The organism is Sphingobium sp. TB-6, assembly GCF_012927365.1.
Lineage (GTDB): Bacteria > Pseudomonadota > Alphaproteobacteria > Sphingomonadales > Sphingomonadaceae > Sphingobium.
The window spans coordinates 382333-398376 of sequence record NZ_JABBGL010000001.1 but is presented as its reverse complement, the minus strand read 5'-3'; the positions used below and the strand labels follow the sequence as shown (position 1 = coordinate 398376).

Here is a 16044-nt window from a genome sequence, read left to right as displayed (position 1 = left end):
CCGCCCTTCAGTCCAGACGCGTCATCGGCAGGACGACATGGCGCGCCGCTTCGCCCAGCACAGTCGGCCCAAACAGTTGCAGCCGCCGCCCCTCGATCGTCGCGAGCAGGGCGATGAGCGCGGCGTCCTCCTCCGGTCCCGCTTCGATGATATGGGCCTCCAGCGCCTCGGCGGCGTCAGCCCAGCGGTCGAAGCGGCGACCAAGAAGCGCGGACACATCCGCAATATTGCGCGCGACCATGTCCGCCCCGTGATCGTCGGCGCGCTGCACCCATTCGATCAGTTCGGCAACCTGCGCCTTATGCGATTCGGCCGCCTCCCCCGTCACCGGAAGCGCCCCGAGCGTATCGGCCAGCTTGGCCAGCAGCGGCGCATTGTCACCCGTGCGCTGTTCCAGCGGCGGCAGTCCGGGCAGCGCATCGCCGGTCAGCTGCGACAGCGCCAGCAGGATGGAGCGGCGCAGCGCAAGATCAAACATGAGATAGACCGAATGCGGATCGCCGGGACATGGCTTGCCGACAGTCCCGGTGAACTGCATCGTGCCGAGCAGGGAGAATTGCAGGACGTGGAAAACCACCGCGTCATGATCGACCGGCTCACCCGTCGCTTCCTCATAATAGCGCACCAGTTCCGGCAGCGGTGCGCCCAACGGCTCATAGCTGTTGCGCATCCCCATGGTGGCGATGTCGACCAGCGGATCGCCGATCATCGAAAATTCGAAATCGTAGAGCTTGGTCATCGCGCCCTGATCGACCAGATATTGGCCCGAATCGAACTGGATGAAGCTGGCGCGCTGGCGGTGCCGCGGCACATTACGGCGAAGCCAGCCGATGACGAATTCCAGCAACGGCTCGGGCCGGCTCTTGGTTCGCCGGTAATGCGGCATATAGGCGTCCAGTCCGACCAGCGCGATCGCCTCGGCGCCCTCGGGCCGATGCACGCCGGCGGCCATAAAGGGTTCGACCGGCAACCGGTGCATCGCGGCAACCGCCCGCATATAGACGCGGCCGATGGCGCTTTTCGTGGCGGCATCGAGCGCCGAAAAATCTCGCGTCCCTTCGATCGCCTCCATCACGATACATGGCGGATCGGCAAGATACCCGTAAATCTCCGGCACCGGCAGTCCTTGGCTGTGAAGCAGGGCGATGACGTCGGCCTCGCGCTTGAGGTCGGGAAAGATGGACACGTCGCCGCCCCGGTCGCCGCGCAGGTGCAGGCGGCAGACCGTCCCCTCCCTTTCGACGTCGACGAACCAGGAGGGGCGCCAGCGGACGAGGCGCTCAAGCCCGACAACCTTGCCGCCGGTCAGTTGCTCGACAAAGGCGGTGATCCGGCCGACCGCCGCATCGTCATAATTGTTGAGCGGAGCGGCATGCGTCACTGCCCGCCCTCCCCCGCCGAAAAGGCCTCGGCCACGGCGCGGGTGTCCATATATTCCTTGCCGGAAATGATCTGCCCGTCCCGGATGATCAGCAGATTATGATATTCGTTGCGATAGACCCGGTCCGGAAAGACCATCTCGCCCCTGACTTCCACCGCCACCCGGTCCCCTTCGGCGGTTATCCCGACCACCTCGGCCGTTCGCTTCTGCGCACTCAGCAGTCCGCCTTTCACGCTGGCGATGAAGTCGGCCCGGCTCATGTCGCCATGGCCCAATATCCACCACTGGCAATCGGGATGCTGAAGGGCCTCGATCGTCTCGACGTCGCCCTCCTCCACGGCCCGCATGTAGCGGCGGGCCACCGCCTTGTTCGCCTCAATGTCGCTCATCACCCTCTCCGCTGCTCCTCTGTCGCCGCCTTTGCCGGTGGCCGTGGCAAGAATATTACCCTTGTGCAGGCGGGATCGCCGACAGGAACCCTATCCATGGGCGGGTGGCCTGGACGCGTTCGCTTCACAATCTTCCGCCTGCACAACAAAACAGGGCAGAGGGAGGCCGCATGACGACCAAGAGCATGACGATGAAGCTATGCACCTATATGGGCGCCATTGCCGGTACGATGATGTTCGTCGGCATATGGCCGGTCGCGCACATGTTCCCGCCGCTGGCCCCATCCATGCCCGCTGCGGAAGTGGCTGCTTATTATCGCAGCCACCAGATCGGCATATTGGCAGGCGCTATCCTGATCGCCTCTTCCTCCGTGCTGTTCTTCCCCTTTCTGGCAGCGGTCGCCACCTTCATGAAGAAGATCGAAGGGCCGGTTTCGCCTTTGACCTGGGCCTTTGTGATGGTCGTGGCCTTTGGCTTCGTCACTTTATTCTTCGCCGGGCTGATCTTCACGGCGGCCGCCTATCGGACCGACCGGCCGGACGCCGTTATCGGTGCGTTGAGTGATATCGCCTTCCTGCTGTTCGTCATGCCGGCCGTGCCCGCCTTCGTGCAGAATCTGCTGACCGGTTTCGTCATTCTGGGCGACCGCCGCGCGCAGCCCATCCTGCCGCGTTGGCTTGGTTATATGAACCTGTGGACCGGCGTGCTGCTGCTGCCCGGATTGGCGATCGGCCTGTTCAAGACCGGACCCTTTGCCTGGAACGGCGCCCTGGCTTTCTGGATGCCCGCCGTCGTGTTCGGCATCTGGTTCAACCTGATGATCTTCGCCATGCTCGGCGCGATCAAGCGCGACGCGCTGGGCGGCGAATAATGGCTGCTTCGCAAGCCGCCGCTTCGCCTCCGCGCGGCCATGTGCCGGGAGAGGAAGGCGTATGGGTGTTCATTGGCGGCGATCTTGTCGTCTTTGCCGTCTTCTTCATCACCTATGCGCTCGCTCGGCAGCAGGAACTGGCGCTGTTCGAAAGTTCGCAGGCGCTGCTCGACCGGAGCCTTGGCCTTCTCAACACGCTTTTGCTGCTGACCAGCAGTCTCCTTGTTGCACAGGCCGTCGCGGCGGTACGCTGTGACGACGACAAGGCGCGACCGCTGCTGCTGGGCGCGGTCCTGCTCGGCAGCGGCTTCGTCATCGTCAAGGCGTTCGAATATTCAGCGAAGATCGCCCAGGGCTTCACGCTCAACAGCAACAGTTTTTCGATCTATTATTATATGTTTACCGGCATCCATCTGGTGCATGTGCTGATCGGCTTGGGCGTGCTGTGCTTTACCCTGTCGCGCTTCGACCGGACCGGCCGGATGCAGGGTGGTGCCGCCCTGATCGAGGGGAGCGGCGCCTTCTGGCATCTGGTGGACCTGCTCTGGATCATCCTCTTCGCCCTGCTCTATCTGCTTTAGGGAATCCGTTTCATGGCCATGATCTGGCGTAGCCGCATCACACTGGTCTGGGCGATGCTGATCGCCGCGACCTTTCTGTCGTTCGAGACGATGGCATTGGGCAATGCGTTCCTGCTTCGCTCCGTCATCCTCGTCATCGCCTTCACGAAGGTTCTGCTAGTCGGGCGCGAGTTTATGGAGTTGCGGCACGCGCCGCGCTGGCTGCTCTGGGGATTTCAGAGCTGGGCGATCCTGACCTGTGCAGTCCTGATCGCCCTGTTCCGCGCCTGACGCAATCAGGCAGGCACTTCCGTACCGCCTGCCGCGGCTTCGTCTATGCCCATCTTGCGCGTAAGGTCCGCCATATCGAGATATTCGCGCCAGCGTGAAATCAGCCCGGCCCCGTCAAACTCATAGATGGCGACCATCTGATGCGGACAGGGCCGTCCCATGATGATGGCAGTGTCGGACCGTTCCTGCATCACCATCCGGTCGTTGGAGAGGATGTTCACCTCATTGCATTTATTGTTGGTGGCGAAGGCCATTTGCCGCTCAATCTCTGCGCGCAACGCCGTCTTGCCCTTCACGACGGGACCGCCGGGAACCCAGAGCTGCCATTCGGCATCCTCCGCCATCATCGACAGAATTTTCTCTACATTGGGCCTGCTGGCATCGCTGCCGTCGCCCCAGGCATCGCAAAATTCCCGTACCTTCTGTTCCAGTTCGACGCCCATCATCCTCTCCTCTTCTGTTTTCCTCAAATCTGGGATTGCTGCATTCACCCTCGGGAAAGCGCCCGCGTCACGCTGATGAACGGCACGGTGCAGCTCTGACCGCCATCGACCGGATACAGCATGCCGTTGACGTAGCGGGACTCGTCGGACGCAAGGAAAAGCGCCATGGCGGCAATGTCTTCCGGCTCGCCGATAAAGGGGGTGTTGAGCACCTCCAGAAACAGCCGATCCATTTCCGGCGTGGACCATTGCAGCTTGGCGGGCGTCTGCGTCGGACCGGGAAGGATCGCATTGCTGCGGATGCCCTGTTTGCCATAGGTGGCGGCGATCGCCTGCACGAACCAGTTGAGCGCGGCTTTTGACGATCCATAGCTGTAGGCGGTGATATCCCCACCCATGGAACTGCCGGACGAGGTGGAGATGATCGACCCCACCCCGCGCTCCAGCATGTGCGGAATGACGAGCTTGCTCGCCAGAACCGCTCCCAATACGTTGACCCGCACATTGGCAAGGAAGATGTCGGGGTCGAAAGCCAGGAAATCCATGTCACGCATGGCGTGGTCCTGATTGACATAAAGGGCATTGTTGAAGAGCACGTCGATGCGGCCAAAATCGGCGACGGTCTGGCCGATCATATGTTCCAGATCGGCCTGTTCGCCGACGTCAACGGTCATCGCGCGCGCCGATCCTCCGGCGTCGACAATGGCCTGCGCGGTCGCCTCGGACGCTTCGGCGCGAATGTCCGCGACGATCACCGTCGCGCCTTCCCGCGCGAACATCAACGCGCTGGCTCGTCCGATGCCGCTCCCGCTTCCGGTGATGATGCAAATCTTTTCTGCAAGGCGGGCCATGCTGCTTCCTCTCCCTTTTGGTTCATTGCCGATGCCGCGGACCGGGCACCCCGCTCAGCGGAGATCGCGCTTCAAGCCGGCTTCCTGATGGACAGGATCAGGATGAAGGCACGGCTGCGCTGCGGATCTGCCTCAACGCGGGCGGCCACACGCTGCACCAGACTGGCCAGCAGCGCGTCCCGATCGCGGGACGCAGCGACGCGTGCAAGGAAGTTGGGGCCGTTGGCCGCACCCATCATGGCCGCCCACTGCCGCCCCAGTTCGGCCGCATTGCCGGTCTGTTGATAGCCCTCCCAATAGGGATCGGGGGACGGGATCGCGGCGAGATGCTCCAGCACCAGATCGGGCACCAGCCCGGCATCGAAAGGCGCCCTCACCTGATCGGGCGAACGCCCCGCCGAAGGCGCTGTCATCTTCAGCGTTTCGTCGGCGCTGAGCAGTCCTTCGCCTTCCATGTCTACGATCGATTGCCAGAAATTCCCGGCCATCCATTCAAATCCGTGGCTGTCGGGGCCTCGACCCATGAACTGGCAGATCAGGCGCCCCCCCGGCCGCAACTCAATGACGCGCGCTTTCAGGAAGCGAAGCCAGTCCTCCGCCAGCACCGCATCGACGGCGGCACGCGCCTGCGCGGACCGGCTGAAGATCGCCCAGCCATGATCCGCGACGTCGACCGGATTACGGCTCATCCAGTGCAGCGCATTGGAGGACCAACCCAGATCCACGCTGCCGGGTGGCAAAATCGCATCGAAATAGGATCGGCCTATGGCGGAAGGAAAGACGCCCTGCCGGCCGTTAAGATAGCTGGCCGGGTCCTGATCCAGCAAGCCGAACAGCGACGTGAAATCGTTGGAGGGCAGGTCCGTATGCACGACCTGAACCGGCCGCCGCGCATCATTCGCACGAACCAGATCGATGGCCGTCGCCATCGGCGCCATCGAATTGCGCCCTTGCGATGCGCCATAGTCGACTATGGTGACAGGACCGACGGAGGCATCGCCAATGGCTCGCGCCGCATCCTCCAGCAGGGGGAGCGCGGATTGCAGATTGGCCTGTTGCAGGCCCGAATGCCGGTTGTAAAGCCCACCCCCCGCCATGGCCGCGACAGCGGTGGAATCAGCCATAAAATGTCTCCGCTATACGCTGCGTGTAGATCGCGCTTTTTTCGGGCGACAGGCCATAATGCGGGATCAACGGCGTAATCGCGTCGGCCAGCGCCGCGCGCCGCGCAACCCGGGCCCGCACTTCATCGGCCGTTCCGACCACGGCGATGCTTTCCACCATGGCGTCGGTGCAGGCAGCCGCCATGCCCGCCATGTCCCCCTGCGCGAAGGCGGCCTGAATCGCCGATGCCTCCCGGCCGAAACCGATTTCCTCGAAATAGCGCAGATATTGGGGCGACTGGCTGTAATAAGCCACAGTCCCCCGGCAATCCTCGATCGCCTCTCGCCTGTCGTCAGAAATCGCCGTGAATATCGAAATGTTGAGCGAGAAGTCCTTGCGCGCCCGGCCGGCCCGATCCAGCCCCGCCTTCATATGAGCGGCCACTTCCCGCTCAATCCAGCCATCGTTCCACAGGGGATGCCCAAGCAGCCCGTCGGCAATTTCCGCCGCCTGCGCGCAGGCCTTCTGGAACACCGCCGGCAGCACGATGGGAATGTCGCCGCGCACCGGCTTGTGCAGCAAGCGGAAGTGCGAAAGGTCGAGACGGTGATAGTCTCCCGCCAGTTCGGTCAGCTCGCCTGTATGCCCGCGGGCCACGACAGCGCGGATCATGCCCACGATCTCGCGCATATGGGCGAGCGGCTTGCCATAGGCGCTGCCGAATGATCCCTCGATCTGGCTCTGCGCGCTCGACCCCAGTCCCAGCACCATCCGGCCGTTGCTGATGAGGTCCAGGTCGATGGCGCTGCACGCGGTTTCCAGCGGACTGCGCACGAACGCCAGCGCGATGCCGGTCCCCAGCTTGATACGCTGCGTGGCGGGCGCGACGGCGGCCAGCGTCGTGAAGGGCGCGCCGAACATTTGCGGCGCCCAGACCCCTTCCACCCCCGCCGCTTCATAACTCTGTGCCAGCGCCGCCAGATTGGCCCCCGGCATCGGGACGATCTGCGCCCAGACAGCCTTGCGATCGGTCATAGCATCCCCCTTCAAAAGCCGCTTGTGTCGAAATAGTCGCGCCAGGCGACGATATGGGGGCCGTCCATTTCCAGGGCGCCCATCAGCCGCAGCGACAGCATTTCCTGCCCGTCTGGCCCATAGAAAATATCGCTGCGCTCCGTCAGGACGACATGGCCCGCGGCCGCCGCATGATGGACCACGACCGCGCAGCGTTCGAACGGAATCCGGCCAAGAAAGCCGTCGATGAACTGCCTCGCCTGATCGACCCCGACGATCGTCGCCACGCCGACATTTTCCCAGCGTGTATCCGCCGTAAACCGGCGCTCCATGGCGGACAGCATGTCTTCGCGCGAGCCGCTGCTTTCCCGAAAAAACGCCAATACTTCGTCCAGTGGACCGGGCATGTCACCCCCTGCTCCTGTGTTGCGCCGGCATCATGGCCCGGGGTGCCCGCCTTCTGCCCTGCCGAAAGATAGCAGCCTTGTTTTGGCAGGGGATCGGCACGCCATCGGGCGGAAAGGTCATGCTGAGAATAGTATGTCCTCCCCATAACAGTGAATCGAGCGGCTAAATATCGGGCATCGCCTATACTTCCCGGCAAAGCTGAGAGGAGTTTTCACTGATGAGCGCCGTTGACGAATTGATCGCCCTTGCCCGGTCGCCCGATCCGTTCCGGAACGCCCCGGACAATCTGGCCGAACTGCAACTGGAAGCGGCGCGCGAACGCTTTGCGGAGCGGCGCCAGCAGATCCGGGTGCTCGACAAGCGGGCGAAAGAAGCCGGTATCGACAGCATCGACAGCCTGGCCGACCTCGTCCCGCTCCTGTTCGCCCACACCAATTATAAAAGCTATCCGGAGGCGTTCGTCGACAATGGCCAGTGGAAGCATATGAACATGTGGCTCGGCACGCTGAGCAGCTATCCGACGGACAATATCGAGGTTGCGGATGTGCGCGACATTGACGAATGGCTGGACCGCGCCAAGGCGGCGGGCCACCATGTCTTCGCGTCGAGCGGGACCTCGGGCAAATCCTCCTTCCTCAACCAGTCGACGCAGGACCGCGACCTGTCGCTCGCCGCCTGTCTGGCGGCGGCCGACCTGTCGACACCGGCCTATGTGCCCGATCACGGCCGCTCGGTCTTCACCATGATGCCGCCGCGCGGCACCCACAAGATGATTGAATTCTGCAATGTCCATTTCCCGCGCTGGGCCGCGCCCGGCGAATTTCATCGCCTGAGCGACTATCCGATGCGCGCCTTTGATGCCATGCGCCCCGCGCAGCTGCGCCGCCTGCTGGCTGCCGGCAAAGTCGGTCCCGGCGAGATCGCCGTCTATGAGGCGGAGGTCGAGGCCCGCCAGCAGACGCGGGCAGGCGAGTTCGACGCATGGATGGACCTGCTTGTCAGCCGCCGGGATCGCCCGCTCTATATCGGCGTCATGTATGGTGTCGCCTGGCAGATCGTGCAGGCCCTGCGCGCGCGCGGGATCAAGGATGGCGATTTCCATCCCGACACGCTGATGAGCTTTGGCGGCGGCACCAAGGGGGCGGCTGTCCCGGCCGACTATAGGGAACAGATTATGAGCTTTTTCGGCGTCACGCCGGACCGCATCACCAGTTCCTATGCCATGGTCGAAATGAGCGGCTTCTGCGCCAAGATCCAGCCGACCGAATCCTATGCGGTGCCGCCATGGATCATCCCCCTCATCCTCGACAAGCCGGGCGAAAAGCTGCTGGGCACGACGAAGGATGTTGGCCGGATCGAAGGCCGAATGGCGTTTTTCGATATATTGGCGGACGGCCGCTGGGGCGGCATCATCTCTGGCGACAAGGTGCAGGTGGAGTTCGGCTCCGGCCTGGAGGGCGTGAAGACGCCGGTCGTTCACGCGATCGCCCGTTACGCCGATCTGGAAGAAGGTGAGGACAAGCTCAGCTGCGCCGGATCGATCGATTCCTATGTGCGCGGATCGATTACCGCACCCCAGCCGGTCGCGGCCTGAACGACAGGAGGCAGACATGCTGCATGAAATCATCGCCGATAATGACCGGCTGCTCGTTCCCCATGTGATCAAGGGCGTGGTCCAGCTCGACGCCGCCGTCGAGCACCGGTCGCGGGCCAGCGGCACGACGGTCATGACCCCTTCGATCGATCTGGACTCGCTGATCTGGCCGCGAAGCCAGCCCGGTCCCGCCTTCGACACGCCGCTTGCGGAGATCGTGGATTTTCTCGTCGAAGTCGGCAAGGCGCTCGATTTCGACCGGAACATCTATCTCCAGGAGGCTGCGGCCTATAATCTGCGCTGCAACACTCTTGGCGCGCGCATCCTGGAGAATTGCTACCGCGATATCGCCTGGTTCTTCACCCGCGAGGCGGTCGAGGCGGAAGCCGAACAGTCGCTGGGATCGCTCGACGTGCTGGATGGGTGGGCGCGGCGCGACATTCAGGGCACGGCCTTCGACATCCGCGCCTTCCCGCCCCGCATGGTGCATGTTCTGGCCGGCAACGCCCCGATCGTGCCGCCGGTCACGATTGTCCGAGGAGCGATCAGCAAGGGCGTCCATCTGCTGAAAATGCCGTCCAACGACATGTTCACGGCGACCGCCCTGCTGCGGACGATGGCGGATGTCGGCCCCAACCATCCGGTGACGCGCTCCTTCTCCGCCGCTTACTGGCGCGGCGGCGATGCCAGCATCGAAAACCACATCCTGCGCTCGCAATATTTCGACAAGCTCGCCGTCTGGGGTGGCGAGGCGGCGGTACGCCATGCCATGCAATATGCCGCGCCGGGCTTCGAGATCATGTCCTTCGATCCCAAGGTCTCGATTTCGCTGATCGGCCGCGAAGCCTTTGACGACGTCCCCCTCGCGACCATTGCCGAACGGAGCGCGGCCGACATCATCGCCTTCAATCAGGATGCGTGCAGCTGCGCCCGCTTCCAGTTCATCGAAGGATCGGACGAACAGGTCGATCGCTATTGCGAAGCGCTGGTGGAGGCGATGGGCAAGGATATCCGCTATGGCGCCGGCCCCGACGGCCCGCTGCCGCCCGCCATGCTGATCGACGAACTGGACATGCTGGGCAATCTGGAACCGGTCTACCGCCTGTTCGGACGTCCCGACGGCCGGGGCATAGTCATCCGCTCCAGCGAACCTGTGTCGTTCAATCCCGGCGGCAAGCTCGTCAATGTCGTCGCGGTCGACCGGCTTGCCGATGCGATCCAGCATGTCACCGTCGCGACCCAGTCGGTCGGCGTCTATCCCCCCTCCCGCATTGCCGAGGTGCGCGATGGGCTTTCCTCGGCGGGCACCCAGCGCATCGTCGGTCTCGGCAATATCAACACCGGAAAATTCGGCGGCCTGCCGCACGATGGGGGATGGCCGGTGCACAAGATGATGCACTGGGTCGTCACCGAAGCAGCGAAAGATTGAAAACGACCATGACACAGACAAACATTCAGACGCTGTCGCTCGACAGCTATCGCCTGCTCGGCCGCTCGGGCCTGCGGGTTTCCCCGCTGGCGCTCGGGACCATGACCTTTGGCGAGGAATGGGGCGCGGACGAGCAGGAATCCCGCCGGATTTTCGACAGCTATGTCGACCAGGGCGGCAATTTCATCGACACGGCGGGCTATTATGCCGACGGCGTGTCGGAAACGCTGACCGGCAAGTTCGCGGAAGCCAAGCGCGAACGGCTGGTCCTGTCGACCAAATATTCGCTGACCCGATCGGTCGGCGATCCCAATGCTGCCGGCAACAGCCGCCGGAACATGATGCAGACGGTCGAAACCAGCCTCAAGCGCCTGCGCACGGACCGGATCGATCTGCTCTTCCTGCACGCCTGGGACGATACGACGCCTGCGGATGAGATCATGCGCGCGTTCGACGACCTCGTGACGCAGGGCAAGATCCTGTATCTGGGCCTGTCGGATACACCTGCCTGGCAGATGGCCCGGCTGCAAACCGTGGCGGAATTGCGGGGATGGTCCCAGTTGGCGGCCTTGCAGGTCGAATATAATCTGGTCGAGCGCACGGCCGAACGCGAACTCATCCCCGCCGCCAAGGCGCTGGGTATCGGCGTCATGCCCTGGTCGCCGCTGGCGAGCGGCATGCTGTCGGGCAAATATGCGACCGGCGGCAGCGCCCATGCCGGCGAATCTGGCGGTCGCGGTGCCCTGCTCGAAGCGGCAGGCCGTGTCGACGCGCGCGTGGTCGCCATCGCCGATGCGGTGAAGGGCATCGCCGACGAGATGGGCGTCACCTCGGCGCAGGTGGCGATCGCCTGGACCCTTACCAATCCGGCGGTCGTCTCGCCGCTAGTGGGCGCGCGGACGATGCGGCAATATGCGGATAATGTCGCCGCGCTTGGCGTCACGCTGGAGGCAAGCCAACTGGAACGTCTGGATGCGTTGAGCCGCACGCCGCTCGGCTTTCCGCATGATTTCCTCGCCTCGCCCTTTATCCGCCATGGACTGACGGGCGGCACGACCATCCAGCCGCGCGCCTGATCAGGCGGCGCGGATCAGCCTTCCGGGACGCGCGCCAGTGTCGGCGCCGTCCCGCCGGGTGATCACGCCGCTGACCATCGTGGCGCGATAACCGGTCGCCTGCTGCGCCAGACGGCGCCCACCGCCGGGCAGGTCATGGACGACATGAGGGGCATGCAGCCTGAGCGCGCCATGATCGATCAGGTTGATGTCGGCCTTCATCCCCGGTTTCAGCCGCCCCCTGTCCCGCAGCCCCAGGAAATCGGCGTTGTCCGCGCTCAGCGCCTTGACTGCCGCAGGGATCGTCAGTTGCTCGCCGACCCGATCGCGGGTCCAGTAGGACAGCATCGTCGTCGGATAGCTGGCATCGCAGATGATGCCATAATGCGCGCCGCCGTCGCCCAGTCCCACGATGCTGTAGGGATCGCGCATCATTGCAAGCGCAGGGTCCAGCGACTTTTCCGCATAGTTGGAAAAGGGCATCAGGATCAGCGCATGGCCCTCCTGCTCCAGCATCAGATCATAGACCAGTTCGACAGGACCGACGCCGCGCTTTGCGGCCAGCGCGGCGATGCTCCGGTCCGGTGAAGGTTCATAGTCCGGCTCGGCTCCGAGCGGATAGATATTGTCCCATGTGCGTAGCAAGCGATGCAGCGGCGTCGGCGTCTCATCCGGCTCCTCCGCGATCAGTCGCGCGCGGAAGGCGGGATCGCGCATGATGGCGACCTTTTCAGCCAGCGGTCGGTCCGCAATCGCACGATAGCTTGCACAATGGCTGAACGCGTTGGCCGACGTCGACAGGCCGCACATCGCGCCCATCGGCCGGGGAAAAACCTGCGCCAGCACCGGCGCCGCGCTGGTGCGATTATGCTCGGCCAGCGCATCCATGGTGCGCCGCCAGCCCTGCGGATCGGTCGACCATTGGGCGAGCGAATAGGTCAGCGGACGCCCCGAGGCGCTGGTCATGCGCTTCATCAGGTCGAGATCGCTGGCCCAGTCGGCGGTATCGAGATTCGGGATCATCTGAAGCACGCCGCGCCCCGCATCACCCACCGATCGGGCGATCGCCACCAGTTCATCGCTTTCCGCCTGAAAGGACGGGATGAAAGCGCCATCGCCGCGCCGATGCACCAGCGAACGCGATGTCGCGAAACCAAGCGCGCCGGCCGCCATCCCCTCCGCCACGAGCTGCGCCATTCGCGCGACATCCGCCGCGGTCGCCGGCTCGCGGTCCAACCCGCGCTGGCCCATCGCATAGACCCGCAGGGGCGAATGCGGAATATAGGCTCCCACATCCGCGTCCCAGGCACGCGCTTCGAGCGATCGCAGATAATCCGGGAAGCTCTCCCAGTTCCAGGGCAGACCCTTCGCCATCACCGCTTCGGGAATGTCCTCCACGCCCTCCATGACATTGACCAGCGCCTCGCGGTCCTCCGGCCGGCACGGCGCGAAACCGACGCCGCAATTGCCGATGACGACGGTGGTGACGCCATGTTCGGCGGAAGGCACCAGACTGTCCGACCAGGTGACCTGCCCGTCATAATGGGTATGAACATCGACGAAGCCGGGCGTGACGAGGAGGCCACGGGCATCGATCTCCTCGCGGCCTTGACCGACATCAGCACCGATCGCCGCGATACGGCCGTCGGCAATGGCGATGTCCGCCTCGAACGGATCACCGCCTTGCCCGTCGACCACCGTTCCGCCCCGGATCACCAGATCAGCGTCCACCATGTCCTTGGCTCCCCTCAGCCTGCCAGCGCGGCCAGCATCTCGCCGGATGCCTGTTCTTCGGTCACCCATTTCAGCATGCGGCGTACTGGCTCGATCGCATCCTGCCTTTCCATATTATGCTGCATCGTCGCGGCCCCGCCCAGCGACACGATCCGCTGCGCGCCCTGAAAGGCGAGACGGTCGCGCAGCTCATCCTTGAGGCTTTCGGGAAAGATGCCGATCGTCTGGGTATAGGCGTTGACCGCGCTGACGGCCGTTTCCCTGCTGTCGATGGGCACGATATTGCCCACCCGGCAGGCGAGCGTGCGGGAAAAGTCGACCGGATAATCCTCCTGGCTGACGATCACCGCGCCCTCGTTGGTCCGACCGCCGAAGATGCGATAATCCTCGTCATTGAGGCGGATGCCGTCGATCTCGGCCTTGAGCGCGCCGTCGAACGCCTTGTGCGGCGTGCTCAGGTGATCGGGCAGACGCTGGAGTGCATCGAAGGTCATCTGCCCCAGCCGATTGGCGCGCTCCAGCCCGGCTTCGTCCGTGCCGCATTCGACATAGATGACGCGCGCGGACACGCAGCCTTCCTGATTCTGGGCGCCGATGTCGAGCGCCAGACGGCGTGCCACCTGACCCAGCGTCGCTTCATCGGCGAAGGCTTCGCGACCGATGATCGTTCCCGACAGCTTGGGGTCCTGGGTGATGAGGTCGATGCCCGGTTGCAGATAGCGGGTGATGTGCTTGACCGAATCGAACCCGCCCCAGGCGACGATCTTTTCGACCCCGCGCGGATCGTAAATCGCGGATTCCACCTGATCGTCGCCGCCCTTCCAATAGGCGACGGAGACATGTTTCGACAGCGGATGGTCGGGGTCCATCTCGACCATGGTTCGCACCAGCGCGGCGGCCGTCAGCGGATCGTTGGACGGCAGCTTGATGATCGCGTCGGACCGGGTCAGCGCATTGCGGATCACCGTCAGGATCGACACGATCGGCGCATTGCCGGCAATGACATGCACGGTCCGCGCGCCGAAAGCGCGCGTGCGGGCGGTCAGGCCCGGAAATCTGCCAGCCCCCTGATCCACCCAGCCTTCCAGATAGTCGACGCCGCAGGAGCGCTCCATCATCCGCCGCATTTCGGTGCGATCGAAGGCGGCGCCGATATGCTGGAAATGGACGCGCAATATGCTCTCCGACAGGCCGGAGGTCAGACAGGACAGACGAAACGCTTCCTGCAAATGCCGGTTCTGCCCGAAATCCAGCCGCTCCCCCAGGGCGACGAGGAAATCCAGTATCTCGTCGAAGCTCAGCGAATAAAGGTCGGCCATGGCCGAGGGCGTCCGCAGGGGCAGGCGCGCGACATGCTTGGCGATGTCGGGCGCCGAGAAGCTGACGCCGCCCCGGCGGCCGCCATAGTCGACTTCAGCATCATCGATGATCTGGCCTCGGATGATGAGGGGAACGCGGAATTGATCAGTCATGGCTCTACTCACATCGACAGTTCGGCAAGAAATTCGAGGGCGCGATCATGCGCTTCGGGGGCGCCGGCGCAGACGATGCGGTCATCGCCGCCTTCCTTCTCGCTGTAGCGGCGTACCGGCGGAATGACGTGCGGCCCGGTGCGGCCACAGGCGCAGGGCTTTTCCCAGCCCGCCAGCGTGATCTCATCCCCCGTCACCAGCCCGGCCCAATAGGTGTTGGGCATCAGGTCGAACGAGGCGAAGCGGCCGGTCAGGCCGTCCTTGCGCGGCAAGGGCTTGCCGGTCGCCGGATCGAGCAGGAACGGAATCTGGATCGGCGGGATGTGATAATGGCCATGCTCGCACATCATCGACAGACCCATCTGTTCGGACGTGGCGTACATTTCATAGATGGTATCGAAACCCAGAAACTCGAGTACGCGCTCGCGCCAGTCGTCGGGCAGTTCCTTGCCCTTCTTGCCGCCGCCGGTCAGCAGCACGCTGCCCTTGCCGAAGACGTTCTTGAGGCCACGCTTCAGCCCCTCCTCCGCCCAATCGTAGAGGATCGCCCACATCGCCGTCACATAGACGTCGCGCCCGCCGAAGCGCCGCTGCGCCTCGCTGAAGAAATGCTTGAGGTCGTCGGGCCGGCGGCGCTCCAGTTCCAGCAGGGCCTCCCGCCGTTCCAGCAGGACCGGCGGAATGTCGATCATGCCGGCCTCACCCCGTGCCTCCGCCGCACGCAGGCGGCCGCCCAGCGAGGCGATGTCCGCGCTGAAGCGGGCGTCGGGGTAGAGGAACAGGGTGTTTTCCTCGCCCTTGGCATAAAGATCGACCTGGATGCCGTTACCGCGCTGCATCGCGGCGGCGCCATAGCGATAGCCCGGAATGATGATCGGCATCCCGTCCTTCAATATGTCCGGGCCGCGACCCGGCCACCAGTCGCGGATAATGACCGCCGAATGGACGATGGTTTCGCGCCACTGTTTCTTGGTGCGGGGGACAAAGCTCAGCTTGCCGGTCGTGCCCGACGTATGCTGGATAGTAAGATCGGTTTCCGCGTCGAGCAGGTCGATCCAGTCGTCGATCGTCTCGATCCCGCTGGCATCGACATGGGAAATGTCGCTGGTCGTCAGGCCCGCGACCCATTTGGTCAGCTTGTCGAAGCGGCTGCGCTCCAGATAGCTGATCGGATAGGATTTGTAGACGGTGTGCGGAAACAGCAGCGGCGCCAGATCGTTGATCGTCTCGATCGTCTCGATGCCCTGCTCGCGCGCCAGCTTGTCCAGCACCGACAGGCCAGGACGAAGTTCGGCAAAGCGTTTGCGCGCGCCTTCCAGATGCAGCCTGTCGATCTCGTCGCGGCTGAGCGTGAAGGCCTGCGCATAGGGCGCGTCGTGGAAACTGGTGGGATCGGCGATCAGTCGATCGAGATAGCTGGTCATGGAGAGAATCCGCCTTTCTGTCG

Annotated in this window: 16 protein-coding genes; 6 read left to right on the top strand and 10 right to left on the bottom strand. The window is 63.8% G+C overall.

Annotated features, from left to right (window positions below; translation table 11 throughout):
* Positions 1-7: 7 nt before the first annotated feature.
* Entirely contained in the window at positions 8-1381 is a 1374-nt protein-coding gene (locus tag HHL26_RS01725; RefSeq protein ID WP_102999822.1) for a phosphotransferase, read from the bottom strand.
* A complete protein-coding gene (locus tag HHL26_RS01720; RefSeq protein ID WP_066563095.1) occupies positions 1378-1770 on the bottom strand; it encodes a nuclear transport factor 2 family protein in 393 nt (130 codons plus the stop codon). Before HHL26_RS01720 ends, HHL26_RS01725 begins: the two co-directional genes overlap by 4 nt.
* Positions 1771-1940: 170 nt before the next feature.
* Here HHL26_RS01720 and HHL26_RS01715 point away from each other — a divergent pair, with 170 nt between their 5' ends.
* The 3 genes from HHL26_RS01715 to HHL26_RS01705 are packed head-to-tail and all read left to right on the top strand — an operon-like array spanning position 1941 to position 3493.
* Positions 1941-2642: a hypothetical protein gene (locus HHL26_RS01715; RefSeq protein WP_066563097.1), complete on the top strand. Its 702-nt coding sequence runs from the start codon at positions 1941-1943 to the stop codon at positions 2640-2642.
* Complete coding sequence (locus tag HHL26_RS01710; RefSeq protein WP_066563099.1) at positions 2642-3223, top strand: cytochrome c oxidase subunit 3; 582 nt, start codon at positions 2642-2644, stop codon at positions 3221-3223. Before HHL26_RS01715 ends, HHL26_RS01710 begins: the two co-directional genes overlap by 1 nt.
* Before the next feature lie 12 nt (positions 3224-3235).
* Entirely contained in the window at positions 3236-3493 is a 258-nt protein-coding gene (locus HHL26_RS01705; RefSeq protein WP_066563102.1) for a cytochrome C oxidase subunit IV family protein, read from the top strand.
* 5 nt (positions 3494-3498) lie between these two features.
* Here HHL26_RS01705 and HHL26_RS01700 read toward each other — a convergent pair whose 3' ends face one another.
* The 5 genes from HHL26_RS01700 to HHL26_RS01680 form a co-directional block, all read right to left on the bottom strand.
* Complete coding sequence (locus HHL26_RS01700) at positions 3499-3939, bottom strand: nuclear transport factor 2 family protein (RefSeq protein ID WP_082749142.1); 441 nt, start codon at positions 3937-3939, stop codon at positions 3499-3501.
* A gap of 41 nt (positions 3940-3980) precedes the next feature.
* Positions 3981-4787, bottom strand: coding sequence for an SDR family oxidoreductase (locus HHL26_RS01695; RefSeq protein WP_066563107.1), 807 nt, complete (start codon positions 4785-4787; stop codon positions 3981-3983).
* 71 nt (positions 4788-4858) lie between these two features.
* On the bottom strand, positions 4859-5911 hold the full coding sequence (locus HHL26_RS01690) for a hypothetical protein (RefSeq protein ID WP_066563109.1): 1053 nt from the start codon (positions 5909-5911) through the stop codon (positions 4859-4861).
* Entirely contained in the window at positions 5904-6926 is a 1023-nt protein-coding gene (locus HHL26_RS01685) for an LLM class flavin-dependent oxidoreductase (RefSeq protein WP_066563111.1), read from the bottom strand. The genes HHL26_RS01690 and HHL26_RS01685 overlap by 8 nt, the downstream gene beginning before the upstream one ends.
* An 11-nt stretch (positions 6927-6937) precedes the next feature.
* Positions 6938-7312, bottom strand: coding sequence for a limonene-1,2-epoxide hydrolase family protein (locus tag HHL26_RS01680; RefSeq protein ID WP_237230098.1), 375 nt, complete (start codon positions 7310-7312; stop codon positions 6938-6940).
* A 218-nt stretch (positions 7313-7530) separates the two neighbouring features.
* On the opposite strand from HHL26_RS01680, the gene HHL26_RS01675 reads away from it, so the two are divergent.
* The 3 genes from HHL26_RS01675 to HHL26_RS01665 are packed head-to-tail and all read left to right on the top strand — an operon-like array spanning position 7531 to position 11412.
* The gene (locus tag HHL26_RS01675) at positions 7531-8907 is read left to right on the top strand and encodes a hypothetical protein (RefSeq protein ID WP_066563113.1); all 1377 of its coding nucleotides are present in this window, start codon (positions 7531-7533) and stop codon (positions 8905-8907) included.
* 16 nt (positions 8908-8923) lie between these two features.
* Positions 8924-10336: an acyl-CoA reductase gene (locus tag HHL26_RS01670; protein ID WP_066563115.1), complete on the top strand. Its 1413-nt coding sequence runs from the start codon at positions 8924-8926 to the stop codon at positions 10334-10336.
* 8 nt (positions 10337-10344) lie between these two features.
* Entirely contained in the window at positions 10345-11412 is a 1068-nt protein-coding gene (locus HHL26_RS01665) for an aldo/keto reductase (RefSeq protein ID WP_066563928.1), read from the top strand.
* Here HHL26_RS01665 and HHL26_RS01660 read toward each other — a convergent pair whose 3' ends face one another.
* From HHL26_RS01660 to HHL26_RS01650, 3 genes are read right to left on the bottom strand one after another with little or no spacing between them, the layout of a single operon-like run.
* Positions 11413-13125: an amidohydrolase family protein gene (locus HHL26_RS01660; RefSeq protein ID WP_066563116.1), complete on the bottom strand. Its 1713-nt coding sequence runs from the start codon at positions 13123-13125 to the stop codon at positions 11413-11415.
* 14 nt (positions 13126-13139) lie between these two features.
* Positions 13140-14597: an acyl-CoA reductase gene (locus tag HHL26_RS01655; protein WP_066563120.1), complete on the bottom strand. Its 1458-nt coding sequence runs from the start codon at positions 14595-14597 to the stop codon at positions 13140-13142.
* 8 nt (positions 14598-14605) lie between these two features.
* Complete coding sequence (locus HHL26_RS01650) at positions 14606-16021, bottom strand: hypothetical protein (protein ID WP_169575791.1); 1416 nt, start codon at positions 16019-16021, stop codon at positions 14606-14608.
* Positions 16022-16044: the final 23 nt, after the last annotated feature.

Coding starts and splice junctions, on each gene's coding strand:
- HHL26_RS01665 (WP_066563928.1), top strand. CDS start 10,345: ATGACACAGACAAACATTCAGACGCTGTCGCTCGACAGCTATCGCCTG.
- HHL26_RS01675 (WP_066563113.1), top strand. CDS start 7,531: ATGAGCGCCGTTGACGAATTGATCGCCCTTGCCCGGTCGCCCGATCCG.
- HHL26_RS01720 (WP_066563095.1), bottom strand. CDS start 1,770: ATGAGCGACATTGAGGCGAACAAGGCGGTGGCCCGCCGCTACATGCGG.
- HHL26_RS01660 (WP_066563116.1), bottom strand. CDS start 13,125: ATGGTGGACGCTGATCTGGTGATCCGGGGCGGAACGGTGGTCGACGGG.
- HHL26_RS01715 (WP_066563097.1), top strand. CDS start 1,941: ATGACGACCAAGAGCATGACGATGAAGCTATGCACCTATATGGGCGCC.
- HHL26_RS01710 (WP_066563099.1), top strand. CDS start 2,642: ATGGCTGCTTCGCAAGCCGCCGCTTCGCCTCCGCGCGGCCATGTGCCG.
- HHL26_RS01655 (WP_066563120.1), bottom strand. CDS start 14,597: ATGACTGATCAATTCCGCGTTCCCCTCATCATCCGAGGCCAGATCATC.
- HHL26_RS01680 (WP_237230098.1), bottom strand. CDS start 7,312: ATGCCCGGTCCACTGGACGAAGTATTGGCGTTTTTTCGGGAAAGCAGC.
- HHL26_RS01700 (WP_082749142.1), bottom strand. CDS start 3,939: ATGATGGGCGTCGAACTGGAACAGAAGGTACGGGAATTTTGCGATGCC.
- HHL26_RS01690 (WP_066563109.1), bottom strand. CDS start 5,911: ATGGCTGATTCCACCGCTGTCGCGGCCATGGCGGGGGGTGGGCTTTAC.
- HHL26_RS01695 (WP_066563107.1), bottom strand. CDS start 4,787: ATGGCCCGCCTTGCAGAAAAGATTTGCATCATCACCGGAAGCGGGAGC.
- HHL26_RS01670 (WP_066563115.1), top strand. CDS start 8,924: ATGCTGCATGAAATCATCGCCGATAATGACCGGCTGCTCGTTCCCCAT.
- HHL26_RS01650 (WP_169575791.1), bottom strand. CDS start 16,021: ATGACCAGCTATCTCGATCGACTGATCGCCGATCCCACCAGTTTCCAC.
- HHL26_RS01685 (WP_066563111.1), bottom strand. CDS start 6,926: ATGACCGATCGCAAGGCTGTCTGGGCGCAGATCGTCCCGATGCCGGGG.
- HHL26_RS01705 (WP_066563102.1), top strand. CDS start 3,236: ATGGCCATGATCTGGCGTAGCCGCATCACACTGGTCTGGGCGATGCTG.